This is a genomic window from Streptomyces sp. NPDC051963, assembly GCF_044593495.1.
Lineage (GTDB): Bacteria > Actinomycetota > Actinomycetes > Streptomycetales > Streptomycetaceae > Streptomyces.
In genome coordinates this window covers 231,067-249,936 of record NZ_JBIUCC010000001.1, presented here as the reverse complement: position 1 = coordinate 249,936, position 18,870 = coordinate 231,067, and the positions used below count along the sequence as shown (strand labels likewise).

At 69.7% G+C, this 18,870-nt stretch carries 19 protein-coding genes; 8 read left to right on the top strand and 11 right to left on the bottom strand.

The features are described from left to right. Positions 1-42 precede the first annotated feature (42 nt). Genes ACIHFB_RS01185 through ACIHFB_RS01175 form a run of 3 tightly spaced genes read right to left on the bottom strand, consistent with a single transcriptional unit; the run spans position 43 to position 2,599 of the window. Positions 43-381: a cupin domain-containing protein gene (locus ACIHFB_RS01185; RefSeq protein WP_400124832.1), complete on the bottom strand. Its 339-nt coding sequence runs from the start codon at positions 379-381 to the stop codon at positions 43-45. Between the two features lie 19 nt (positions 382-400). Next, positions 401-1,192 carry a carbon-nitrogen hydrolase family protein gene (locus ACIHFB_RS01180; protein ID WP_400124830.1) on the bottom strand — a complete coding sequence of 264 codons (792 nt, stop codon included), beginning with the start codon at positions 1,190-1,192 and terminating at the stop codon, positions 401-403. 42 nt (positions 1,193-1,234) lie between these two features. Continuing rightward, positions 1,235-2,599 (bottom strand): MFS transporter, encoded by a 1,365-nt coding sequence (locus ACIHFB_RS01175; RefSeq protein WP_400124828.1) that lies wholly within the window; start codon positions 2,597-2,599, stop codon positions 1,235-1,237. Positions 2,600-2,738: 139 nt separating this feature from the next. Here ACIHFB_RS01175 and ACIHFB_RS01170 point away from each other — a divergent pair, with 139 nt between their 5' ends. Then, positions 2,739-3,425, top strand: a complete 687-nt coding sequence (locus ACIHFB_RS01170; protein WP_365282261.1) for a DUF2848 domain-containing protein — start codon at positions 2,739-2,741, stop codon at positions 3,423-3,425. A 58-nt stretch (positions 3,426-3,483) separates the two neighbouring features. Here ACIHFB_RS01170 and ACIHFB_RS01165 read toward each other — a convergent pair whose 3' ends face one another. Further along, on the bottom strand, positions 3,484-5,544 hold the full coding sequence (locus ACIHFB_RS01165) for a discoidin domain-containing protein (protein ID WP_400124825.1): 2,061 nt from the start codon (positions 5,542-5,544) through the stop codon (positions 3,484-3,486). 280 nt (positions 5,545-5,824) lie between these two features. Here ACIHFB_RS01165 and ACIHFB_RS01160 point away from each other — a divergent pair, with 280 nt between their 5' ends. Then, on the top strand, positions 5,825-6,640 hold the full coding sequence (locus tag ACIHFB_RS01160; protein WP_400124823.1) for an SAM-dependent methyltransferase: 816 nt from the start codon (positions 5,825-5,827) through the stop codon (positions 6,638-6,640). 144 nt (positions 6,641-6,784) lie between these two features. Here ACIHFB_RS01160 and ACIHFB_RS01155 read toward each other — a convergent pair whose 3' ends face one another. Together ACIHFB_RS01155 and ACIHFB_RS01150 are read right to left on the bottom strand one after the other, a co-directional pair. Further along, a complete protein-coding gene (locus tag ACIHFB_RS01155; RefSeq protein WP_365282258.1) occupies positions 6,785-6,970 on the bottom strand; it encodes a hypothetical protein in 186 nt (61 codons plus the stop codon). Positions 6,971-7,096: 126 nt separating this feature from the next. Beyond that, a complete protein-coding gene (locus ACIHFB_RS01150; protein ID WP_400124820.1) occupies positions 7,097-7,405 on the bottom strand; it encodes a hypothetical protein in 309 nt (102 codons plus the stop codon). 397 nt (positions 7,406-7,802) lie between these two features. Here ACIHFB_RS01150 and ACIHFB_RS01145 point away from each other — a divergent pair, with 397 nt between their 5' ends. From ACIHFB_RS01145 to ACIHFB_RS01135, 3 genes are all read left to right on the top strand, one after another. Beyond that, complete coding sequence (locus tag ACIHFB_RS01145; RefSeq protein WP_400124818.1) at positions 7,803-9,332, top strand: UxaA family hydrolase; 1,530 nt, start codon at positions 7,803-7,805, stop codon at positions 9,330-9,332. 160 nt (positions 9,333-9,492) lie between these two features. Continuing rightward, positions 9,493-10,254 carry an SDR family oxidoreductase gene (locus ACIHFB_RS01140; protein ID WP_365282255.1) on the top strand — a complete coding sequence of 254 codons (762 nt, stop codon included), beginning with the start codon at positions 9,493-9,495 and terminating at the stop codon, positions 10,252-10,254. Positions 10,255-10,424: 170 nt separating this feature from the next. After that, positions 10,425-11,456: a LysR family transcriptional regulator gene (locus tag ACIHFB_RS01135; RefSeq protein WP_400124816.1), complete on the top strand. Its 1,032-nt coding sequence runs from the start codon at positions 10,425-10,427 to the stop codon at positions 11,454-11,456. A 105-nt stretch (positions 11,457-11,561) separates the two neighbouring features. Here ACIHFB_RS01135 and ACIHFB_RS01130 read toward each other — a convergent pair whose 3' ends face one another. The 3 genes from ACIHFB_RS01130 to ACIHFB_RS01120 are packed head-to-tail and all read right to left on the bottom strand — an operon-like array spanning position 11,562 to position 14,371. After that, positions 11,562-12,278, bottom strand: coding sequence for an NADPH-dependent F420 reductase (locus tag ACIHFB_RS01130; RefSeq protein ID WP_400124814.1), 717 nt, complete (start codon positions 12,276-12,278; stop codon positions 11,562-11,564). Between the two features lie 19 nt (positions 12,279-12,297). After that, entirely contained in the window at positions 12,298-13,329 is a 1,032-nt protein-coding gene (locus ACIHFB_RS01125) for an LLM class flavin-dependent oxidoreductase (RefSeq protein ID WP_400124812.1), read from the bottom strand. Next, positions 13,322-14,371: an LLM class flavin-dependent oxidoreductase gene (locus tag ACIHFB_RS01120; protein WP_400124810.1), complete on the bottom strand. Its 1,050-nt coding sequence runs from the start codon at positions 14,369-14,371 to the stop codon at positions 13,322-13,324. The genes ACIHFB_RS01125 and ACIHFB_RS01120 overlap by 8 nt, the downstream gene beginning before the upstream one ends. Before the next feature lie 113 nt (positions 14,372-14,484). Here ACIHFB_RS01120 and ACIHFB_RS01115 point away from each other — a divergent pair, with 113 nt between their 5' ends. Together ACIHFB_RS01115 and ACIHFB_RS01110 are read left to right on the top strand one after the other, a co-directional pair. Beyond that, complete coding sequence (locus tag ACIHFB_RS01115; protein WP_365282250.1) at positions 14,485-14,946, top strand: MarR family transcriptional regulator; 462 nt, start codon at positions 14,485-14,487, stop codon at positions 14,944-14,946. A gap of 27 nt (positions 14,947-14,973) precedes the next feature. Beyond that, a complete protein-coding gene (locus tag ACIHFB_RS01110) occupies positions 14,974-15,441 on the top strand; it encodes a MarR family winged helix-turn-helix transcriptional regulator (RefSeq protein WP_365282249.1) in 468 nt (155 codons plus the stop codon). Positions 15,442-15,499: 58 nt separating this feature from the next. On the opposite strand, the gene ACIHFB_RS01105 is transcribed toward ACIHFB_RS01110, so the two are convergent. Then, positions 15,500-17,002: a hypothetical protein gene (locus tag ACIHFB_RS01105; protein WP_400124807.1), complete on the bottom strand. Its 1,503-nt coding sequence runs from the start codon at positions 17,000-17,002 to the stop codon at positions 15,500-15,502. 645 nt (positions 17,003-17,647) lie between these two features. On the opposite strand from ACIHFB_RS01105, the gene ACIHFB_RS01100 reads away from it, so the two are divergent. Continuing rightward, a complete protein-coding gene (locus tag ACIHFB_RS01100) occupies positions 17,648-18,562 on the top strand; it encodes an SGNH/GDSL hydrolase family protein (protein ID WP_400124805.1) in 915 nt (304 codons plus the stop codon). Between the two features lie 68 nt (positions 18,563-18,630). On the opposite strand, the gene ACIHFB_RS01095 is transcribed toward ACIHFB_RS01100, so the two are convergent. Continuing rightward, entirely contained in the window at positions 18,631-18,858 is a 228-nt protein-coding gene (locus ACIHFB_RS01095) for a non-oxidative hydroxyarylic acid decarboxylases subunit D (RefSeq protein ID WP_400124803.1), read from the bottom strand. Between the last annotated feature and the right edge of the window lie 12 nt (positions 18,859-18,870).

Below are 18,870 nucleotides of genomic sequence, written 5' to 3'. Positions count from 1 at the left end.
GACCCCGCCGCCGAGGGACGCACGCTCCCGTGCCCGCCGGGATCAGGGGTATGTGATCACGAGCATCGTCACGCCGCCCGGCGAAGTCCACGGTCCGTGCGGCATGCCCGGAGGACGGCAGGCGTACATGCCCGCGGTGAAGGTGCGGTCCAGCGTCAGGTCGTGCAGCGCTCCCTCGACGAGATAGACCTCCGCCCATACGTCGTGCCGGGCCACGCCCGCGGCCGAGGTGTCGGTGCCCGGTGCCCAGCGGACGAGTGCGGTGCGCCGACCGCTCTCGGGGTCCTCGGCCAGGACGCACTCCTCGACGCCGGGTCCGGCACCGGCCGGGGCGAGCCAGGGCCCGTCGGGGCGGTGGAACTCCAACTCGGGCCCACTCATCGCGACACCTCCGACCTGCTCATCGCCACACCTCGGGCCGCCGGTTCGCCAGCACGGACGTCTTCTCGCGGACCGCCCCGACCTCCTCCACGTCCAGGTCCGTCACCAGCAACTCCGGCTCGGCGCCCAGAGAGGCACGTACGCTCCCGTCGGGGCCGACCACCAGGCTGTGCCCGATGCCGGTCGGCGCGGGGCCCGGAGGGGTGCCGGGGTCGGCCTGGCCGACGGCGGCGACCCAGACGGTGGCGTCCAGCGCGCGGGCCCGCACCAGCAGCTGCCACTGGTCGAGCTTGCCGGGGCCGGCGCCCCAGGAGGCCGCCAGCAGGGTGCCCACGGCCCCGGCGTCGGCGTGCGCCCGGAACAGCTCGGGGAAGCGGACGTCGTAGCAGGTGGCCAGGCCGAGGCGGACGCCGTCCACGTCGATCACGGCGGGGCGGGAGCCCGGGGCGACCGTCTCGGACTCGCGGAAGCCGAAGGCGTCGTACAGGTGGATCTTGTCGTACGACTCCTCGACGCCGGGGCCGGTGGCCAGCAGGGTGTTGGCCACCCGCCCCCCGTCGGCCGGGGTGAACATGCCGGCCACGACGACCGTGCCGGTCGCCCGGGCGATCTCGCGTACGCCGTCCGCCCACGGCCCGTCGAGGGGCTGGGCGAGCGGGGCCAGCGGTGTGCCGAAGCAGGCCATGGACGCCTCCGGGAAGACGACGGCACGGGCTCCGGCGTCCGCAGCGCGACGCGTCCACTCCTCGATGAGGCGCAGGTTCTTCTCGGGGTCGGGGCCGGTGGTGAGCTGGCTCAGGGCGATCCGCACGGTGCGGTGCCTCCTTGTCTGGGGCGGGATGTGTGGCCGACGTCAGCGTGGCAGGGGGAGGTCCGCCGCAGTCTGGAGCTTCGGCCCGGCGAGTTCCGCGTCCTCGTCGACGGCGGCCTCGGGGTTGCGGCCCAGCAGGACGCCCACCACGGAGATCGCGCAGGCGAGGGCGATGTACAGGGCCAGCGGTACCCAGCTGTCGTAGGCGCTCAGCAGGGTGGTGAACAGCAGGGGAGCGATGGCGCCGCCGATGATCCCGGCCAGGGTGTAGGCCAGGGAGGAGCCGGTGTAGCGCAGCCGGGGCGAGAACTGCTCGGCGATGAAGGCGGCCTGCGGACCGTAGAGACAGCAGTGGATCACCAGGGCGACGAGGACTCCGGCGGCGAGCGGCAGCCAGGAACCGCCGTTGGCCATCGGGAAGAAGACGAACGGCCACACCGCGGCGGCCACCGCGGCGACGCCGTACAGCAGGCGCCGGTTGACGCGGTCGGAGAGCGCGCCGGCCAGCGGCATCAGGAAGACCTGGACCGAGGAGCCGATGAGGACGGCCGCGAGGGCGGAGCCGCGCGACATGTCGAGTTCCTGGGTGGCGTAGGTCAGCACGAACACGGTGAACATGGCGTACAGCACGTCGGGGCCGACCCGGCACAGGATCGCGGCGGTCAGGGCGCGGGGCTGGGTGGTGAAGACCTCGCGGATGGGGGCCTCGGGGCGGGACTGCTCGGCCTCCATCGCCTTGAAGACCGGGGTCTCCTCGAGCTTGGCCCGGATCCACAGCCCGAAGCCGACCAGTACGCCGGAGAGCAGGAACGCCACACGCCAGCCCCAGGACTCGAACTGCGCCTCGGTGAGCAGGGCGCCGAGGGCGGCGAGGACACCGTTGGCGAGGAGGTTGCCCGCGGGCGGGCCCACCTGTGCGGCGGAGGCGTAGAAGCCCCGGCGGCGCGGGTCGCCGAACTCGCTGGACAGCAGCACGGCGCCGCCCCACTCGCCGCCGACGCCGACGCCCTGGGCGAAGCGCAGCACGACCAGCGCGATGGGCGCGGCCACGCCGATCGTTCCGTAGGCGGGCAGCAGACCGATCAGGAAGGTCGCCACGCCGATCAGCACAAGCGTGGCGATCAGCACCTTCTTGCGGCCGATCACGTCACCGAGGCGGCCGAAGACGAATCCGCCGAGGGGGCGGGAGACATAGCCGACCGCATAGGTGGAGAACGCCAGGAGCGTGCCGGTGAGCGGGTCCTCCGACGGGAAGAACAGATCGCCGAAGACCAGGGCCGCGGCGGCGGAGTAGACGGCGAAGTCGTACCACTCCAGGGCTGTGCCGGTGAGGCTCGCGACGAAGGCGCGGCGGACGCCGGAGCGCTTCTCCGCGGCCCCGGCGTCGCTCTTCGGGGTGTCTTGCATGGTGCCCATCCTTGCTCGGGGACATCGACCTTCCGGCATACTTCTTGTATACAGGTCGTATGCGCAAGCCCTGCGCCGGAAGTTAACCGCGGAGAAATCAGGATCCGCAAACCGTTCCAAGATCCCTGGGAGTGCCCTCATGGCCGTGCTGACCTTCGAACTGCCCGACGGATCGACGCGCGAGGTCGATGTCGTCCAGGTCCTCAACGCCGGGTACGCCGGGCGCAGCCAGGACGATGTCGCCGCGCACGTCGCGGAGCTCGCCGAGCTGGGCGTGCCGGGCCCGTCCGTGACGCCGGCGCTCTACCCCGTCTCCCCGTACCTCGCCCAGCAGACCGAGCGGGTCGCGGTCCAGCACGGCCGCACCTCCGGCGAGGCGGAGTGGGCGCTGGTCGTCGCGGACGGCGGGGAGCTGCTGCTGACCGCGGCCTGCGACCACACCGACCGCGACCTGGAGGTGCACGGGGTGGCGTGGAGCAAGAACGCCGGGCCGGACGTCCTCGCCCGCCGGGCATGGCGCCTGGCCGACGTGGAGTCCCGCCTCGACGAGCTCACTCTGCGTGCCTGGGTCAGCCACGACGGCACCGAGACCGAGATCCAGACCGGGACACTCGCCGAGCTCCTCGCCCCGTCCTACTGGGTCGACGTCCTGTCCTCCCGCGGCGACCTGATCCCCGGCACCGTCCTGATCTCCGGCACCATCCCCATGGCGCCCGGCGTCGACCAGTTCGCCGACGGCTGGCGCGTCGAACTGGGCGACCCGGCGGGCGGGGACGTCATCAGCCTCGCCTACGACGTCCGGCCCATGCCGGCGCCCATCGGCTGACGCGCCTGACGGGCCGTTCCGGGAGCCCTGGCACCCGCTCCCGGAACGGCTGCGTGCGTCAGCTGCTGTGGACGCCCACCTCGTTGAGCGAGTACCCCCAGTCCGTGCCGCGGTCCAGGCCCACGACCCGGACGTAGCGGGCGGGTGTGCCGGTGAAGCGGGCGGTGTCCAGGCCGCCGTCGCCGGAGGTGGTGGTCCAGGCGGTCTGCCAGTTCGCACCGTCCGTCGACAGCTCGATGCGGTACGACTTGCCGTACGCGCGTTCCCAGTCGAGCGTGACCCGTGAGACCAGGTTCGTGGAGCCCAGGTCGATCCGCAGCCACTGGTCGTCGTTCCAGTCGCTGGCCCAGCGGGTGCCGCCGTCACCGTCCACCGCGCGGCCGGGTGCGTAGCTCGTGAACGGGTTCCACTCCGCCGAACTCGCCGTGGCCGGGGCGTCCTCGGCCAGGTTCACCCCGGCGTGGTGCTGCTCGGAGGCGCCCCAGGTGCCGAGGTAGGACTCCGCGCCGCGCAAGAGGTCGTCCACCACGCCCTGTCCGCCGACCAGCCGGATGTCCTCGATCCAGTCCGGGATCATCCCGACGTGGGCGGCGCCGTCGGTGTTGTAGTCCCAGGTGCGTTGGCCGGTGGTCTGCCGGTCGACGAGGGAGCCGCCGTCGGCGCTCTTGAAGGGGTACGTGACCGGGTTGGAGGTGTCCGCGCCGCGCGGGGCGGGATGGTCGCCGATGCCGTTGAAGTCGGTGCCGTAGCCGTAGCCCACGTCGTACTTCTCGCGCAGCGCGTCGGTGCGCTCGGCCTCATCGCTGAATCCCTCGGAGCCGTGCATGTACTGGGCGACGAAACCACCCAGGGAGTACACGCGTTCGGTCCAGTTCAGGTCCATCCAGCTGTGCGAGGAGAGCACGCCCGGGTACGAGGCGGCCTCGAAGATGTCGAGTACCCGGCCGGTGGCCTTGACGCTCATGTGGTCGATCTCGAGCATCATCTTGCGCTTCATCATGCCGCGTACGGCGTACTCGCCGAGGTCGGTGAGCCCGCGCACGTTGCACTGTGCGTCCGCGTCGTACGCGGGGACCTCGGTGCCCGCCGGCAGGTCCTCCTCCGCCTCGGACGCGGCCGTGCCGATGGGGTTGTCGTGCTGCGGACCCGTGCACTTCTCGGTCTGCCAGAAGGTGCCGGTCGACAGGAACTGGCCCACGTTGATGGCGGTTCCGAGGCCGCCCTGGTCGAAGCGGACGCCGCACAGCGCGTTGTCGAACTTGTGGCACAGGAACATGCTGCGCACGCCCAGTGCGTACAACTCGTCGAGCCCGGCGTCGATATCGGCCTTGCTGCACTGGGCGATGTCCAGGATCTGCTTGCAGCCGAACGGCTCGGAGGTCTCGACGCCCAGGACGACCGCCAGCTTGCCCTGTTCGATGACCTGTCGGGCCTGCGCGCTGTCGGTGACGATCCGGAACCAGCCCTTGCCGGTGCCGCCGTACATCGAGTCGATGTACGCCTGGAGGTCGTACGTCAGCTTCGCCTGCAGCCGGATCGAGGTCATCTCGTCACAACTGCGGTCCTTGAAGGGGTAGATGGAGCAGATCATGCCGTTGGTGACGAGGTCGTTGACCAGGACGCGCTGTCCGCCGCGCCAGGCGCGCTCCACCCAGGCGTAGTAGTTGGCCTGATGGGTCATCGAGTCGTACGCCGGCCAGTCCTTGAACGTCGGCCAGCCGGCGGGGTCGTGCCTCCCGTCACCGCCGTGCGTGATGTAGTCGAAGATCGCGAGTGTTCCGTCGGGGTAGTGCTCGGGACAGTCCTTGAGCGCGTCGGCGACGCCGGCCTCGGAGAACGTCTCGCCGCAGATGAGCCGGCCGCCGAAGGCCTCGTTGGACATCAGGTGGTTGTGCGCGTCGACGAACCCCCGCACCTCGCCTGCGGAGTCGGTACCGGTGAAGGGCTCACCGGTGACGTTGATCTGCGAGTCCGGCGCGGGCCGTGCGGTGGGGACCCACCAGTCGGTGCCCGCCGCCGAACTGGGTGTGGGGCCAAGGGCCATGGCCAGCACGAGGAGGAGCAGCGAAACGAAGGTGACTTCTTTGCGTCTGTGGTGCGGGCGTCGTCGTCCGGTCATCGTCACTGCCCACGTCCCTCGGTCGGGGGGATCGCGTGGTCGAGGAGCCAGACGCTCCAGCCCGAGGGTGGATTGTCATGACCAGCGCAAGGTAGGACGAGGATGGTGACTATTGGATGGCGAGTCAAGAGTGCGGGTCGATCCACCTCATGCCGCGGTCACGGAGGCCGGCACGTCGACGGAGGTGAGCGCGTGCTCGAACTTAAGCGTGAGTGGCTGGAGTTGGGACATAGATTGGGCAGTGGACGATCCCGCCTCGGCTGAAAGACGGACACGACTCATGACCGACCCTGCGACGGCGCCCGAACCTCCGGCAAGTCAGCGAATCGACACGTCGGTTCCGCATTCCGCCCGCATCTGGAACTACTGGCTCGGCGGCAGGGACAACTACCGCGTCGATGTGGAGGCCGGCGACGCGTACACCGCCGTCTTCCCCGGCATCGTGACCATCGCCCGCAGCAGCCGCGCCTTCCTGCGCCGCAACATTCAGTATCTGGTCTCCGAGGTGGGCATCCGGCAGTTCCTGGACGTCGGCACCGGCCTTCCGACCGCCCAGAACACCCACGAGGTCGCCCAGGGCATCGCCCCCGAGACCCGGATCGTCTACGTCGACAACGACCCGATGGTCCTGGCCCACGCCCGCGCCCTGCTCCACTCCTCCGACGAGGGCGCGACGGCCTACATCGACGCCAACGTCACGGACCCGGACCGGATCCTCGCGGCCGCCGCCGAGACACTGGACTTCAGCCGCCCCACCGCGCTCATCCTCAGCAACATCCTGGGACACGTCGCCGACCAAGATCAGGCCCGCTCCATCGTCACCCGGCTGATGGCGGCCCTGCCGTCGGGCAGTCACCTCTCCATCAACGACGGGTCACTCGGCATCGACCCGGTCTTCGAGCAGGCCCAGGACGCCTACAACAGCAGTGGCGCCGTCCCGTACAACCTGCGCACCGTCGGCGAGATCACCAGTTTCTTCGACGGCCTGAAACTCATCGAGCCCGGCGTCGTCCCGGTCACGCAGTGGCGTCCGGAGCCCGGTTCGCCCACTGCGGAGGTCGTCGCCGAGCACGGCGGACTCGCCCGGAAGCCGTGACCGGCGAAGCAGTCCGCCCGACACCGCCTCAAGCGCCGGTGAGCCGCGGCCGTAGCCGGCGCAGCAGTCCGTCGGCGGAGGCGGCCACGAAGATGAGGACGCCGGTGACGATCTGCTGGTCGTAGGAGGCCGGCCCGAGCAGGCTCATCCCGTTGGATTGGAGAGGAACCCCAGGAAGAGCACACCGATGCCGGTACGCAGCATGCTGCCGCGTCCGCCGAACAGACTGGTGCCGCCCAGGACCCCGGCGCCGACGACGTTGAGCAGCAACGGACTGCCCATGGTCGCGCCCGCTCCCGCGAGTCCGGAGGTGAGGACCATGCCTGCCATCGCCGAGGACGCACCCGGCCACGGCGTACACGCTGGTCTTGGTGTAGGCGACGTTGACACCGCCGATGCGAGCGACCTCGACGTTCGCTCCGACGAGCACGACGCGGCGGCCCCACGCGGTGCACGTCAACGCGAGTTGTGCCAGTCGCCCGGCCGAGGTGAGAGCGGACTGCACGGAGGGCAGGAGGCGACGACCGTGTCCCACATCTGGTACCACGTCGGCAGTACGGTGTTGGCGCCCAGGGAGCTCTGGAACGCGGCGAACATCCCGTCGGCCTTGTTCCGGGCGGAGTTTTGGTCGTCGTTCGGGGACGGCCCTTGAAGCACGAGTCTGTCGAAGGTGAAGTTGTCTCCGAGGCACGACCAGTGCACGCCATGGAACTGACCGGGGTCGAGGCCGGGACCGGCGGCGGCCCGTGAGGTGTTGGCCGGCACGTGGCGGTGGAGACGTCTCTGTGCAGAGGCGGGTGCAGGTGCGATGGGGTCGGGGCGTGGCATTGGCTTCCACTCCGGCTTGGCACGTGAGAATGGCCGTACGCGGTGCTTTTAAAGCGCGTCGTTCGCGTATTTCAGAAGGTGCCGATCCGTGTGGCGAATAGGCGGGCTTCAGCACGCACCCGCGGGCCAGACCAGCCGCCATCCGCACGCCAACTCGCACCCACTCTTCAATACCGGCGCCTCCGCGCCTTCTCCGCCCGGGACCATTCGATTTCCGGATGAGGTCGTCCTGTTACTCGCGCTTCGTCGTGTGGCGCCCGCCGTTCTACGTTGGCCGTATGGCGACACCACTTCAGGTCTCTGCGTCCGGACCCGGGCAATTCCAGGATCCTGCATGACCGAACCGAAGTCGGCCGAAGTCGTCGTGCCGCTGGTTCCGAAGGACGGAGCGGACGACGTCGGCCTTGTCCGCAGCGATGTCCGGCGCGGAACGCTCATCCGGCTCTCCGGCGGGGCTGTCGCCGCACTCGACGACATCCCGGCGGGACACAAGATCGCCGTGCGGGCCATCGCCAAGAACGCGCCGGTGCGCAAGTACGGTGAGGTGATCGGTGTGGCGCTGCGGGACATTCCGCCCGGCTCACACGTTCACCTGCACAATCTCGGTGTCGGTCCGCACAGCGTCGGGACCGCGCCTCTTGCCGCCGGGACGCCGGTGTGGACACCCCCGGCCGTCCCGACGCGTGACCACTTCCTCGGTTACCGCAGAGCCGACGGCCGGGCCGCGACCCGCAACCACATCGCGGTGCTACCGACCGTCAACTGCTCTGCGACGGTCGCCCGCATGATCGCGCAGACCGCCAACGCCCGTATCGAATCACCGAGTTTGGACGGGGTCATCGCCCTCACCCACGAACTCGGCTGCGGCATGGCCGAAGGCACCGCCGGAGACGACATCCTGCGCCGCACCCTGCGCGGCTATGCCCGGCACGCGAACGTCGCCGGGGTCCTGCTGGTCAGCCTGGGCTGCGAGGTCAACCAGCCCGAGAACATCTTCGGCGAGGAGCTTGCGGTCGAGACGGTCGCCATACAGGACCTGGGCGGCACGGCCGCCACCGTCAATGCGGCCCTGGACCGCATCGCGGCGATGTCGTCGCAGATCGCAGGGCTGGTACGGGAGCCCATTTCGGTCTCGGAGTTGACGCTGGGGCTCCAGTGCGGCGGCAGCGATGCCTACTCGGGCCTGACCGCCAACCCGACCCTCGGAGTGGCGGCCGATCTTCTGGTCGCCGCCGGTGGCCGGGTCGTCCTCGGTGAGACCCCCGAGATCTACGGCGCGGAACATCTGCTGCGCAGACGGGCCGCCACGCCTCCGGTCGGCGACCGGATCGACGAACTGATCGCGTGGTGGCAGGCGTACACCGCGCGCAACGACGCGGAGTTGGACAACAACCCGTCGAGGGGCAACCGCGCCGGAGGCATCACCACCATCTGGGAGAAGTCGCTGGGCGCGGTCCTCAAGGGCGGCACCAGCCCGCTCAACGACGTGGTCGCGTACGCCGAGCCGGTCACGGCCCCTGGGCTGAGCTTCATGGACACTCCCGGATACGACCCGGTCTCGGCGACGGGCATGGTCGCGGGCGGGGCGAATCTGCTGGCGTTCACGACCGGACGGGGTTCGGTGTTCGGCTCACGGCCCACGCCGTGCTTCAAGATCAGCACAACGACCCGCCTGTACAAGCAGATGCGCGGCGATATCGACTTCGACGCAGGCCCGGCCATGTCGCGCGACGATCAGATCCAGTACGGCACGCTGCTGTTCGAGGCTCTGGTGGACATGGCGTCCGGGGCACCCAGCAAGTCCGAGGCACTCGGATTCGGAACCGAGGAGATCGTGCCCTGGCGGATGGGGGCCGTGGTGTGAGATCGGTGCCGTGCAGCGAGCGGGCCGGCCGCTCCATCGGGCGGTCCGTGCCCCGGGCCGGTTCCACCCTGCCGGACGAGTCTCAGCCGCGGTGCCGCAGCGCGCCGTCGCCCCTCGGGGCTGCCGTCGACGGTCTTTCACCCGTTACGAGAGGTGGGCAATGAGATTCAGTGAGAGGGTCGCCGTGGTGACCGGCGCTGCCTCCGGCATCGGCCGTGCCACCGCCGTACGTCTCGCGCAAGAAGGCTACGACGTCGCGATGATGGACCTGGACGCGGCCGGGCTGGCCAGGACGCAGGCGCAGATCCAGGAGGCCGGCCGACGGGCGCACCCCTTCACCGTGGACCTGTGTGACCCGCTGGACGTCGGTGCGGTGACCCGGGAGATCGCGGTGACGGTCGGCGCCCCACAGGTGCTCGTCAACGTGGCCGGCATCGGCGTGGCCGCGACCGTGCTGGAGACGAGCGACGAGGACTGGAACCGCGTCATGGCGGTGAACCTCACCGGGCCCTTCCTCACCACACGGGCCACACTGCCCCTGATGCTCGACCGCCGCAGCGGGGTGATCGTCAACATCGCCTCAGTGGGCGGCCAGGTCGGCCTGGCCCGCCGCGCGGCGTACTGCGCGTCCAAGGCCGGGCTGGTCGGACTCACCCGCGCGGTCGCCGTGGACCACGCCGGCGAAGGAATCCGCTGCGTTGCGATCTGCCCCGGCACGGTGGAAACCGAGTGGATTGCGAAGATCCTGGCGAACGCGCCGGACCCGGTGGCCGCACGCGAGGCGATGGCGAACCGACAACTCGACGGCAGGATGGGATCGCCGGAGGAGGTCGCGGCCATGGTCGCCTTCGTCGCCGGTCCGGACGGCCGGTTCGTCAACGGAGCCGCTCTCGTGCTCGACGGCGGGATGACGGCGGTGTGAGAGTCGCCGGACGGCCGTGGTGGCGATGCACACGGCCTTCACGTCGAGCGGATGCCCATAGCAAGATGTCGGGAACCCGGGGCTGCCTCAGTCATCGGCCGGCACCGCAGACCCGAGAAGGGGGCCTACGTGAAGGAGCCCGGGACGGAAAGCATGGGACAGGTCGACCGATGAGCGAGGCGTCGTTCTTCGCCGAGGACGGGCTGCTCGTACCGGAGCCGTACGGCGACGACCTCGACACGGTCGATGTGCCGCGCGATCCCCGGGACGCCATGTCACTTCAGACGGCCTGGTTGCGCAGCTTTCTCGCGGTGGCCGACAAAGGCGGCTTCGGTGCTGCCACGCTCGTGCTTCACCTGTCGCAGTCGCGGGTCAGCGCCCACATCGCCGCCCTGGAACGCGCCCTGGGGGTGACGCTCTTCGACCGCAAGGCCCGCCCCGTCTGTACGACCAGGGCGGGGGAACTGTTCCGCGGACATGCGATGACGGCTCTGCTGGAGTTGCAGCGTGGCGTCGACGCGGCACGCAGCACGCTCGACAACGTCGTCGGGCATGTCAGCATCGGCAGTTACCCGAGCGTCAGCTCGACCTATCTCCCCTCCGTGCTACAGGAGTTGAAGTCCAAGTACCACGGCATGACGGTCGAGCTGTTCGAGGGGAACGCCTCGACGCTGGAGGAGATGGCCGTCAGCGGAACGGTCGATCTCGCCTTCCGGCCGCTGCTGCCGAAGATGCACGAGACGACACTCTGCCATCGCACGATCTGGCGCGAGGACATCGTCGCCGTGATGCGCGAGCACGACCCTCTCGCGAAGCAGGGCTCGGTCAGCGTCGCGGACATCCTGGAGCGGCCGCTCATCGGCAATCCGGCCGGCAGCGAGGAGGACGGCGGCGGGTACGACCTGCGCCACACCCTCGGCGAGGCGTCCGGGCAGGCCGACATCGCGTACGTCACCGACCAGCCGACCACCCTGGTCGCGCTCGTCCGATCCGCCTTCGGCATCGGCGTCATCAACCGTCTCGCACTGCGGACCACCAGCACCGAAGGCCTGGCCATCCGCACCATCGACTCTCCCACCGCCTTCCGGGAGGTCGCACTCTTCTGGACGCGGCGACGCGCGGACACCGCAGGCGTCAAGGCGTTCCTCGACGTCCAGGAACGAGCGCAGCTGCCGATCGGCGTACAGGCGATCTCGAACTGACCGGTCCCTGTCCGCCGTAGCCGCCCGGCGGTCGTCGAGCAGTTGTGAGAGCTACAGGCAAAAGATGATGCATCAACCAGTCGGCCCCTCACCGGCTCTTGGACGTCAGGCTGCGGGCTCGGCGGACTCCGCGGCAGCGGCCCGTGCACTGATCACGGCTCGTCCGCGCTCCGATTCCGGGAAGCGGTCGAGCATCGCACGCAGCTCTCCGGCCCCGACGTTGGCACCGAAGGGCTCGGTGCCCGGTTCGAGGCGTACTCCCGCGGCGAGGGAGCCTGCCATCACGGGGTCGAATCCGACAGCGTCGACGAGGCCCGCGACGGTGGCGAGGTCGTCCGGATCGTCGCCGGTGATCGCGATCGCCTTGCGCCCCGGTGTTCCCGCCGGCTGGGCCCCGTCCTCGAGGTCGTGGTAGCCCATGTGATTGAAGGCTTTGATCACACGCGCGCCGGAGAGGTACTCCTGCACGATCTCGCTGGACGAGGTGAGCGGGTCGGTGAGGTCCGCGCGGATACCGTCCACCTCCCACCAGTAGTTCATCGCGTCGATGACGAGCTTGCCCCGCAGCGCTTCGGCGGGAACGGTGCGGTACTTGCCGAGCGGGAGCGCCAGGACGACGACGTCGGCCTCCGCCACGGCCACTGCCGCGGCGACAGGTTCGGCACCGGGGGTGAGTACCTCGACGGTGAGGGCGATCTTCGAGGGATCGCCCGATCCGGCGATGAGCACGCGATAGCCGGCGGCCACGGCGAGTCGTCCCAGCACCGTCCCGACCTTCCCCGCCCCCAGGATGCCGACCGTGCGTACACCGGCGGTTTCCATGTCCTGTCCCTTCACGGTGTCAGCCTGCGAGCAGGTCGCGGACCATCGGGACGACCTGCGTGCCGTACAGTTCGACGGCCTTCAGCCGCGCGCTGATCGGCTGTGCCCCGGCGGTGTAGATGAGGTCGAACCGGCCCACGCCCAGTGTCCGGATGGCGCGGGCCATCTTGCGGGCGACCGTCTCGGGCGAGCCGACGTAGAGCGAGCCGCGCTCGACCTCGGCCTCGTACTCCTCCTTGCGCATCGGTGGCCAGCCCCGCAGCGCGCCGATGCGGTCCCGGATGACCCGGTAGTGCGGCCAGTGCACCTCGCGGGCTTCCTCGTCCGTGGCGGCGACGAAGCCCGGCGAGTGCATCCCGACGGGGTGAGCGGTCGTACCGAACTTGTCGGTGGCGCGCTGGTAGAGGTCGATGTACGGCGCGAAGCGGTCCGGGGCGCCGCCGATGATGGCGATCATGAGCGGGAAGCCGTAGCGCGCGGTGCGCACGACCGACTGGGGTGAACCGCCCACGCCGACCCAGGTGGTGAGGTGCCCGGACTCGGTCTTGGGGAAGACGTCGGCGTTGTCCAGTGAGGCCCGCTTGGTACCGCTCCAGGTGACGGGCTTCTCCTCCACCAGCTTGGCGAAGAGCTCGATCTTCTCCTCGAACAGCACGTCGTAGTCGCTGAGGTCGTATCCGAAGAGGGGGAACGACTCGGTGAACGAACCGCGCCCGAGGATGATTTCGGCCCGGCCGTTCGAGAGCGCGTCCAGGGTCGAGAACCGCTGGAAGACGCGGACCGGATCGTCGGAACTCAGCACGGTCACGCCCGAGGACAGACGGATGCGCTCCGTACGCGTGGCGATGCCGGCGAGGACGGTCTCCGGAGTCGAGATCGCGAACTCCGGACGGTGGTGCTCCCCGAGGGCGATGACGTCGACACCGGTCTCCTCCGCGAGAACGGCCTCGTCGACGACCTGCCGGATGGCCCGCGCGTCGGACACCGGGTTGCCGGAGTCGTCCTGCGGCACATCACCGAACGTGTCCAGACCGAAGACGAGATCAGACATGGGCGGTCTCCTTCGTGAGCAATTGCCTCACCCGCGGGGCGACTTCGAGGCCGAGCAGTTCGATCGTGCGGGCCCGGGCTTCGCGGGGGAGGTTCATGACGTCGTACTTGAGGTCGAAGCGGCTCAGATGCAGCGAGCGCGTCATCGTGACGATCTTGCGCGCGACCGTCTCGGGTGAGCCGACGAAGAGCGCGCCGGTGTCGACCTCCGCCAGGTAGCGCTCGCGGGTCGGCTTGTAGAACCCGCGTTCCTGGGCGAGTTGGGCCACGACCGGCTGCCAGTATCGCCACCAGGTCTCGATGGCCTGCTCGTCGGTGTCCGCGATGAGGCCGAGCGAGTGCTGGGCGACGGGTCGCCTCGGATGGCCGAACTGCTCGAGTGTCCGGTGGTACAGCTCGACGTGGCCGGCGAAGCGCTGGGGGCGTCCGCCGATGATGGCCAGCATGAGGGGCAGGTCGTAGCGGGCCGCACGGACCACGGAGTTGGGGCTGCCGCCCACACCCATCCAGGTGGGGATGCCCCCTGACGGCATGCGGGGATGCAGCTGCTGCTCCACGAGCGGCGGCCGGAACCGCCCCGACCAGGTCACCGTCTCCTCGCGCTGGAGCCGCATGAACAGGTCGAGTTTCTCTTCGAACAACCCTTCGTAGTCGGCGAGGTCGTAGCCGAAGAGCGGGAACGAGTCGGTGGCCGAGGCCCGCCCGAGGACGAGCTGGGCGCGGCCGTTCGAGACGGCGTCCAGGGTGGAGAACTCGTGGTAGAGCCGCACCGGATCATTCGTACTCAGCACGGTCACCGAGGTACCGAGACGGATGTGCTCGGTCGCGGTGGCGATCGCGGCGAGCAGGACCGGGGTGGCGCTGTCGTTGTGACCCCGGCGGTAGTGCTCACCGACGCTGAACACGTCGAGCCCCACGGCTTCGGCCAGCTTCGCCTCCTCGATGAGCAGTCGAACGGTCTCGGGGTCGCTCAATGCGCGGCCGTCCTGGGTCGCGACCTCCCCGAACGAGTTGAGCCCGAGTTCGAAGGCGTTGGCGGTCATGGACTCCTCCTGCCGCGTTCCCCGGCCGTGTGCCGTACGGCGGATGCAGTTTGGTTGACACGTCAATCATTGCTCAATATGATTGACGTGTCAACCAAACGGATGGCGGGCACATGGCTGAGCGACGGAAGCTGTACCCCACCGCCGACGAGCTGCGGATCTGGCGGGACTTCGTGGAGACGACGGACGCGCTCCGCGCCGAGCTGGCGTCGCGTCTACAGGGCGACTCCTCCTTGTCCACGGGTGACTACGCGGTGCTCCTTGCACTGCGCGAGGCGGAGGGCCGGCGACTGCGCTCCTCCGACCTGGCGTCGCACATCGGCTGGCAGCGCAGCCGTCTCTCGCACCAGATCGGGCGCATGGAGCTGCGAGGACTGATTCGGCGCGACGAGTGCCTGACCGACGGCCGAGGAGCCGAGGTGGTGCTCACGCCCAAGGGTGCTGAAGCCTTCCGGGACGCGTCCCTGCCCCACCTGCGTGCCGTACGCGAGCTGTTCGTGAGTGCTCTCACACCAGACCAACTCGCCGCTGCTGACGAGATCGCGAAGGCGCTTCGGACTCACCTAGTTCGATGAACTGTCAACTACGTTTACACTCCTTTCATGGACGAGACGGTGCGGTGGCTGACGCCCGAAGAGCAGCACGCATGGCGGAATTTCGTCCGGCTGCATGAAAGGCTCTGGGCCCGATTGGGCCGTTCACTGCAATCGGAGTCGAATGTGTCGGCCGCGGACTTCGCCGTCCTGGTCGAGCTGACGGATGTGCCGGACGGGCGGCAGCGCTATCAGGACCTGGCCCGTGCGCTGGAGTGGGAGAAGAGCAGGATGTCCCACCACATCGCGAGGATGGCCGGGCGCGGGCTGGTGGTGCGGGAAGAGTGCCCCGAGGACGGTCGTGGCGCATTCGTCGTGATCACGGAGGCGGGACGGCAGGCCATCGAGGCCGCCGCCCCGCGGCATGTCGAAGCGGTACGCGAACTGTTCCTCGACCACGTCACGCCGGCGGAGTTGCGAACGCTGGAGGAGATCTCGGAACGGGTCGTCGGCAAGATGGATGAGGGGCTGTCGTGATCGGTACCGCCCGTGATCAGTAGCACGTCACGCAGCCTGAAGCCCGTCTTGGTGTCCTTCAACGGCCGTGAGCGGCGAGTGTCTCCCCGAAGCGGGCGTCGACGGCGGGGGCGTGGAGCGTGCCGCCGTTGAAGGACCATGAGCGGTTGGTGGAGAGGCCGCCGCTGGTGCCGGGGAAGACCCAGACGCGGCCGTCGTTGGTGTCCTCGCCGGGGGCCGAGGCGATCAGGCTGGCCCTGAGGTTGCGGTCGGCGTCGATGAGCCGCAGCGCGCCGCCGAACTGGTCGGCCTTCTCGGGGGTGCCGGGGACGGCCCGGGGGCTCTGGCTGAGGGTGCGGATGCCGTTCGTGGTCAGACCGGTGGGGGAGCCGCGCATCACCCAGACGGTGCCGGCGTCGAGGGCGGTACCCATGTCGTTGCCAGGGGCGCCGATCGCGACATCGCCGTAGCCGTCGCCGTCGATGTCACCGACGGTGACGGCACCGCCGAAGCGGTCGCCGACCCGGTTGACGCCGGGGACGCCGGGGGAGTTCTGGGTCCAGAACTGCTTGTTGGATCCGCCCGTCGGGCTGCCCGGGCCGCCGGGTCCGCCGAACTGGACTTGGATGACACCGGCGCCGGACGGGTTGCCTGCGGAGTCGCGCTCGGTGGGGGAGCCCACGACGAGGTCGGTGTAGCCGTCCTTGTTGACGTCGCCCGAGGCACCGACCGCGCCGCCGCCGGAAATCTCATAGTGGTCCGCCCAACCACCGCGCCCACCGGACACATAGACGGCCCTGCCGTACAGGCCCGCCTCGCCGTAGCTCCCGGTCCCGAGGATGACCAGGTCGTCCGCGCGGTCCTTGTTGTAGTCGCCCATGGTGAGCGAGGCGGGACGGAAGCCCTCGGGCACGTACAAGGACAGTGCGCTGTAGTCCGAGGTCATGACCCGGCCGTAGAACATGACCTCGAAGCTGAAGGCCCACAGGGTGCTCTTGGAGATGATGGCGACCGCCGAGTCGTCGACCTTGAACCAGCCGGCGGCCAGTGCCATCCCGAAGCGGTTGCCCGCCACCGGAGTGATCTCCCGCAGCCATCGGCTGTCGGTGGCGTGCAGCCCGGTCGCGGAGCCGAACAGGACTGTGGCCGAGCCCGCGTCGACGGCGGAGCCGATGTCCTTGCCGGGTGCGCCGACGACGAGGTCGTCGTAGCCGTCGCGGTCCACGTCGGCCGTGGCGGTGGCCTGCCCGAACCGGTCGCCGGTCTGGGCGAGGCCTTCAACGCCCGGGGTGCTCATGCTGAAGGTCGCCCGCCGAGAGGTGGAGAGGCCGGTTGCCGAGCCGTACAGGACGGCGACGTAGCCTGCGCCCTTCTTGCCGCTCACGGTGCCGCCGGGGGCGGAGACGACGAGGTCGCGGTAGCCGTCGCTGTTGAAGTCGTCGTGGGTGATGGGCGTGGGAGCGGCGGTGGCCGGAGAGGTCGACGCGGTGATCGTGGCACCGATCGTCAGCAGCACGGTCGCGGCTGCCGTGGCGGTCGTCCGGCTCGTCCTGCGTCTGCTGGTGGGTCGCTTGCTGCGCACGATGTGGCTCCCGGGATCGCGGCATGGCCGGGCGCGGAGTGGCGGGGGCCGGCGAGGGGCCCGTCACCCGCCGTCTCCTGTTTGACCCGGGGGCGGGCCGAAGGGTTGTGCCGGGCCGGGGAGTTGCGGTGCAGTGGGCTGCTTCTTGGGCATGCTCGCGCGTGTTGGAATCTTGGCCAACCGGGGTGCTCAGAAGTGTCGACTCGGACCTGTCCGGGCGGTCACTCGTCCCGTTGTCGTGGATTCGGCGGAGGGGGGATGAGCGCTGTGGAGATGAGAGCTCACCGTGGCTGCGGTGGGAGTCGTCCTCCCTTGCGGACGTCTGCCCGCCGCATTCTGAGAAGGCCGCCGCCCATACCTCAAGAGGCTCCCGCAGCCACGCTTCGCCTCAACGCCGTCGACCTCGCACTGCGCCAAGCCGCTGGTGGGCCGCTGCCCGTGGGAGTCGATGAACTGGGCATCCGCTCGCGCAGCGAACTCACTGTGAGCTTGGGGGAGTTGCCGTGGCCCGTGTGATGTGTCCTGACCCAGGAGTGAACCTCCTTGGTGCGTACGACGTTTCTTGATACGTCGGCACAATGCACCCGCACCCGGCAGCAGTTGTCGGAGCGACTCGCCACGTGCTCCGGGGGCCTGAACGAATGGATGGACTTGAACAAGCTGAGCAAGAGATCCGCCGGCCGCCGAGGCCTGCTGCGAGGCGTCACGGTGGTGGGTTGCGCGATGGCCCTGTCCACCGCGGGGGCGACGGCGGCGAGCGCCGCGATACCCACCCCGCGCACCGTGGACTACGTCGCGCTGGGCGACTCGTACGCCTCCGGCCCCGGTATCCCGACCCAGGTCGACTCCGCGTGCGCGCGGTCCGACCAGAACTATGCGTCGCTCCTCGCGGCAGCGAAGAACTGGCAGTTGACCGACGTCAGTTGTTCGGGCGCCAGGACGACGGCTCTGGCCGGGCCCCAGGGCTCGAAACCGCCGCAGCTGGACGCACTCGACGCGGACACGGACGTGGTCACCCTGACCATCGGCGGCAACGACATCGGCTTCTCCGACAATCTGTCCACCTGCGCCCGGCTGACCTCCCAGGACCCGACGGGCAACCCGTGCCGGACCTTCTTCACGAGCGGCGGCACCGACCAGCTCGAGCAGCGCGTCAACGACACCGCTCCCAAGATCGCCGCGGCGCTGGACGCCGTCCGGCAGCGGGCTCCGCACGCCAAGGTCCTGGTGGTCGGCTACCCCGACCTGTTCCCGGACGACGGGGTCGGCTGCACCAGCTCCGCCGTACCGCTCGCGGCCGGTGACTTCGCCTATCTGCGGGACACCGAGAAGAAGCTCAACGCGATGCTCGCCGGCCAGGCGTGGGCGAACGGCGCGCGCTACGTCGACACCTACACCCCGTCGGTGGGACACGACATGTGCAAGCCGGCCGGAGAGCGCTGGATCGAACCCCTGGTCGCGACGGCCCCCGCCGCGCCCGCCCACCCCAACGCCGTGGGCCAGCAGTCGATGGCCGCCGCACTGCAGCAGGCCCTGCACTGCCGCGCGTACCGCCGCTGACGTTGAGTTGAGGGGAAAGGGGGCGCCGGCTGTCCTGGGGAGAGCCGGCGCCTCCGGTCGGCGGCCGGTCAGCCCATGGCCAGGGGCGGTACGACGGGGACCTCCGGGGCGTTGTCGATGTCGGCCCGCGTCAGACGGAAGGCGGGAGGGTATGCCTCGCGCCGGCTACGGCGGTCCGGCTCCGTGGTGCGCCACATGTACAGGCAGTTCAGGCACTGCAGGACGTCCCACGCACCGGGGACGGGGGATGTGGTGACGGTGTCGATGGCATCGTCACCGCAACGGGGGCAGATCATGAACGAATTCCC

Bases quoted from the DNA above. Each gene is read 5' to 3' on its own strand.
- ACIHFB_RS01185 (WP_400124832.1), bottom strand. From the start codon at position 381: ATGAGTGGGCCCGAGTTGGAGTTCCACCGCCCCGACGGGCCCTGGCTC.
- ACIHFB_RS01175 (WP_400124828.1), bottom strand. From the start codon at position 2,599: ATGCAAGACACCCCGAAGAGCGACGCCGGGGCCGCGGAGAAGCGCTCC.
- ACIHFB_RS01170 (WP_365282261.1), top strand. From the start codon at position 2,739: ATGGCCGTGCTGACCTTCGAACTGCCCGACGGATCGACGCGCGAGGTC.
- ACIHFB_RS01165 (WP_400124825.1), bottom strand. From the start codon at position 5,544: ATGACCGGACGACGACGCCCGCACCACAGACGCAAAGAAGTCACCTTC.
- ACIHFB_RS01160 (WP_400124823.1), top strand. From the start codon at position 5,825: ATGACCGACCCTGCGACGGCGCCCGAACCTCCGGCAAGTCAGCGAATC.
- ACIHFB_RS01155 (WP_365282258.1), bottom strand. From the start codon at position 6,970: ATGGCAGGCATGGTCCTCACCTCCGGACTCGCGGGAGCGGGCGCGACC.
- ACIHFB_RS01145 (WP_400124818.1), top strand. From the start codon at position 7,803: ATGACCGAACCGAAGTCGGCCGAAGTCGTCGTGCCGCTGGTTCCGAAG.
- ACIHFB_RS01140 (WP_365282255.1), top strand. From the start codon at position 9,493: ATGAGATTCAGTGAGAGGGTCGCCGTGGTGACCGGCGCTGCCTCCGGC.
- ACIHFB_RS01135 (WP_400124816.1), top strand. From the start codon at position 10,425: ATGAGCGAGGCGTCGTTCTTCGCCGAGGACGGGCTGCTCGTACCGGAG.
- ACIHFB_RS01130 (WP_400124814.1), bottom strand. From the start codon at position 12,278: ATGGAAACCGCCGGTGTACGCACGGTCGGCATCCTGGGGGCGGGGAAG.
- ACIHFB_RS01125 (WP_400124812.1), bottom strand. From the start codon at position 13,329: ATGTCTGATCTCGTCTTCGGTCTGGACACGTTCGGTGATGTGCCGCAG.
- ACIHFB_RS01120 (WP_400124810.1), bottom strand. From the start codon at position 14,371: ATGACCGCCAACGCCTTCGAACTCGGGCTCAACTCGTTCGGGGAGGTC.
- ACIHFB_RS01115 (WP_365282250.1), top strand. From the start codon at position 14,485: ATGGCTGAGCGACGGAAGCTGTACCCCACCGCCGACGAGCTGCGGATC.
- ACIHFB_RS01110 (WP_365282249.1), top strand. From the start codon at position 14,974: ATGGACGAGACGGTGCGGTGGCTGACGCCCGAAGAGCAGCACGCATGG.
- ACIHFB_RS01100 (WP_400124805.1), top strand. From the start codon at position 17,648: ATGGACTTGAACAAGCTGAGCAAGAGATCCGCCGGCCGCCGAGGCCTG.
- ACIHFB_RS01095 (WP_400124803.1), bottom strand. From the start codon at position 18,858: ATGATCTGCCCCCGTTGCGGTGACGATGCCATCGACACCGTCACCACA.